The following is a 3,361-nucleotide window of genomic DNA, read 5'->3' as shown; positions in this document are numbered from 1 at the left end:
GCTGCTTCGCGGTCATGAAAGAGTTTGTCAACAACAGCATTACTTTCGACCGTTTTCCGGCCTTGCCCCAGACCACGCTCTATGTCTTCAGAAACTCTATCTGTGGGTTTGTGGTCAACAGTGTTGCACTATTCACCTCAATCGGTAGATTAGTTATTTAGGTTACCTCTAGTATTACTTAGTTGTCACCGAGTTTATTCCTGAAATGCTTGAGACTGGTATTGATCTTCCGTGCGGCGGCTATCGAACACTCGTTATTTGTATCTTCGCTGGAATTGCAATGATGATCCCACTGTCGTACGTCTGATCGATTCTCTATTTTTCACTTTGGACCATGATCACTCTTGACTCACATGGACTATCAGTTTCGACACCACAATTAATACACCTTTTCGCCGTTCTACGCGGATTAACTTAGATGATGTGCGCACCGGACAGGTCGCTATTATACTCTAGCATCTCGATGAACATACGCCACGCAGCGTCCTGTTCGTTTCGAGCGTTTCCGTGAGACCGTAATAATTTAGCCGGTCAATGCGTCACTCGCGGGAGCGAAGTTGATTTCACTGCCCCTGCCAGCCGCTTGAGCCCGCTCGTACAGCATATATGCGGCCGCAGTTGTTTCGATGCCTGTCCCACCCGAGTCGAACACCGTGATTTGATTATTACTTGTCCGCCCCGGGGTTTCGCCTGCGATTATCTCCCCAAGTTCGGCGTTGATATCTGCCTCGGTGACGAGTCCCTCGTCCATCGCCGCGAGGAACGAGCCCGCGTCCTGGGTGGCGCGGTCACGCAGATCCGGCACGTACAGAGATCGTTCGATAGTTCGAGGTGGAAGTTCGTTTTTATTTGGATGATACTGTCCCATCGCGGTGATGTGCACACCGTCTTCAAGATTGGTGTCGTCAATCACCGGTTCGGCGGCTGTGGTCGCAGTGATCACGACGTCTGCTCCCGAGACCGCCTCGCGAGTCGAACTGACCGCGTTGACCGTGAAATTCGCGTACTCCGACATCTCCGTTGCGAACGCATCACGATGTGCGGCAGTAGGAGAGTATACCCGAGCTGTTTCGAAGTCGCGGACCGTCGTAGTTGTCTTAAACTGACCCCGGGCCTGTGATCCGGAGCCCACAATTGCCAACTCCGTGGCGTCTGACCGAGCCAACGCATCTACCCCAACAGCTCCTGTCGCACCAGTTTTGAACGGGTTCATCACCGCTCCATCCAACAATGCGAGTGGTTTACCTGACTCCGCGTCGAATACTGGTGTCATGAACCAAGCATCGGATGCGCCGAATCCGGCAGCGTACATGTATCCACCCATCGCCCCGGTCTCGGGTAGCACTGCAGCGTAACTCGTCAACATCCCTGGAGGCTCTCGATTTATTAGTTTGGTTCGTGGCTGGGCCGGAGCGCCGAACCCCCGTTGGCGATACGCGTCACGAATGGCGTCAACATAATCGGTGGGCTCTGCGAGATCAGCCACATCGGAACTCGTCAAAAATAGGGCTTCTGTCATATATTACTCAGCGAGCCTGAAGTCAAAAAATATACGCATTCCGACGACGAAAATATTCAAATATGTATAATCCGGGAAATGGTGTATATGCTAGAAATTAATATTTTAACTAGATTAAATCTCGGAACCATCATTTTCGTCGACAGAGTGCTCAGTATGAGTGCCAGTGCGTAACTGGGGGTTCACATTATCTGATTCTGTGCCAACCCAGTGCGATCGGGTAAGTATTCACATAATTTTTTATTGATCAACAGTGGGACCGGCTGTGGCTGGGCATTGTGGTATCTGTTCTTGCAAGGGAATATTTTCGTGCGAATTCACAGTATCTGAGGACACCCAGCTTATTTTGAATTTCTCGATTCCAGTCCTGTCAGGCTGACCTGTCGTTTCGTGGTTAAAGAGTTGTTGTGACCGTGTCGGTCCAGCGAGGCAACTGATGATATAATGAAGATACGGCTGTTATTGTACTCTCATGAGTTGATTAATATCAGTTCGTTCGCGAGGCCTCTTGACTCTCTGCGCTGTAATAACGTCCTGACACGGTAGCTTCTTGCTATCAGTATGGAATCCCGACTCTGTCGATATTAGCGGTTTAAACATGATATTGTTAACACGATTGATTTCTGTAAATGATGAACCAGATACAGACTCATCTGAGGTGTTAGCTAACTATATCGATTAACCAGGATTTTACCCTATGATAATATTTGGTTATGATATCCGAGCGGTGCTTACCATAGCTATCGACCTCTGGCTCAGGCTCAAGAAGCATTATTGTACACACTCGACGGTATTATGTTCCGGCGAAACTCACATATATAGACGGCTACATGATGAATTCAACCCCGATCTGTCCGAACTCAGAAAACGTCAACTCACCGCTAGCAAAGGCTTGAATTGCTTGCCCGAGTTCAGCGATCCCAATGTTATCATTCCCATCCTCATCGAATTCTTCTACAACCGATGTCGGGGATTCCGAATCTCCGTCTGCGTCTGAGTCGGATGACGCGACCAACTTTGGATAGTCGCCAGAAACGGTTCGCCAGATTTCACCAAACTCCAGTCCAGGCATATTCTCGACAGCTGCGTCTCCTTGCATCTCGCTGGTTGTTAATCCAATTGCAGGACTAGCAGAGGTATCTTGACCGGTAGTTTGTGTATCAAAGTACGACGACTCGACTAACTCAGAACCGCGTCCTGACTCGGTCAATCCAATAAGTCCTCCCACATTTCTATTGCCGGTGACAGGTCCAACAGCGAATGTATTTTTGATGACTCCATTGACTCCAACGAGTCCGCCTACAGAGTTATCTCCAGTTACACTTCCAGAGGCACTCGCACCCAGTATAATTCCATCTTTATTATTACCGACAAGTCCACCAACAAAAATGCCGCCAGTCACCCTCCCAGAAGCCGTTGCATTCCGCACTGTACCGTCGTTGTTATCTCCGACAAGCCCACCCACATTCCTACCATTCCCATCCACATTTCCAGACGCTGTAGCGTTACGTATTTGACCCTCAAAATTCTGCCCAACAAGTCCACCCACACCATTGTCACCAGTCACACTTCCGGAAGATATGCCGTTTCGTATCGTCCCATCACTGTTGTCTCCAACAAGCCCTCCGATATCAAGATCACCGGCTACACTTCCCGAAGCTCGTGCGGTCGTCAGATTCTCGTTATTCTGCCCAGCAAGTCCGCCTACAAGATTAGTCCCATCCACATCCCCAGAAGCTCGTGCGGTCGTCAGATTGCCGTTGTTCTGCCCAACGATACCACCCACAAGATCGGTCCCCTGTACGTCCCCGGAGGCTGTGACGTCGCGTATCGTCCCTCCGT

General features: G+C 49.8%; 2 protein-coding genes. Both read right to left on the bottom strand.

Annotated features, from left to right (window positions below; translation table 11 throughout):
- Positions 1–523 precede the first annotated feature (523 nt).
- A complete protein-coding gene (locus J07HQW2_RS03070) occupies positions 524–1,519 on the bottom strand; it encodes an ornithine cyclodeaminase family protein (protein WP_021053853.1) in 996 nt (331 codons plus the stop codon).
- An 826-nt stretch (positions 1,520–2,345) separates the two neighbouring features.
- Positions 2,346–3,361, bottom strand: a 1,016-nt coding sequence (locus J07HQW2_RS03065) for a GLUG motif-containing protein (RefSeq protein ID WP_021053852.1), incomplete at its 5' end; no start/stop codon positions are given.

Source organism: Haloquadratum walsbyi J07HQW2, assembly GCF_000415985.1.
In the GTDB taxonomy this organism is placed as follows: Archaea; Halobacteriota; Halobacteria; order Halobacteriales; family Haloferacaceae; genus Haloquadratum; species Haloquadratum walsbyi_B.
Note: the sequence above shows the minus strand (reverse complement) of the source record. Positions and strands in the feature narration are given on the sequence as shown.

Coding starts and splice junctions, on each gene's coding strand:
- J07HQW2_RS03070 (WP_021053853.1), bottom strand. CDS start 1,519: ATGACAGAAGCCCTATTTTTGACGAGTTCCGATGTGGCTGATCTCGCA.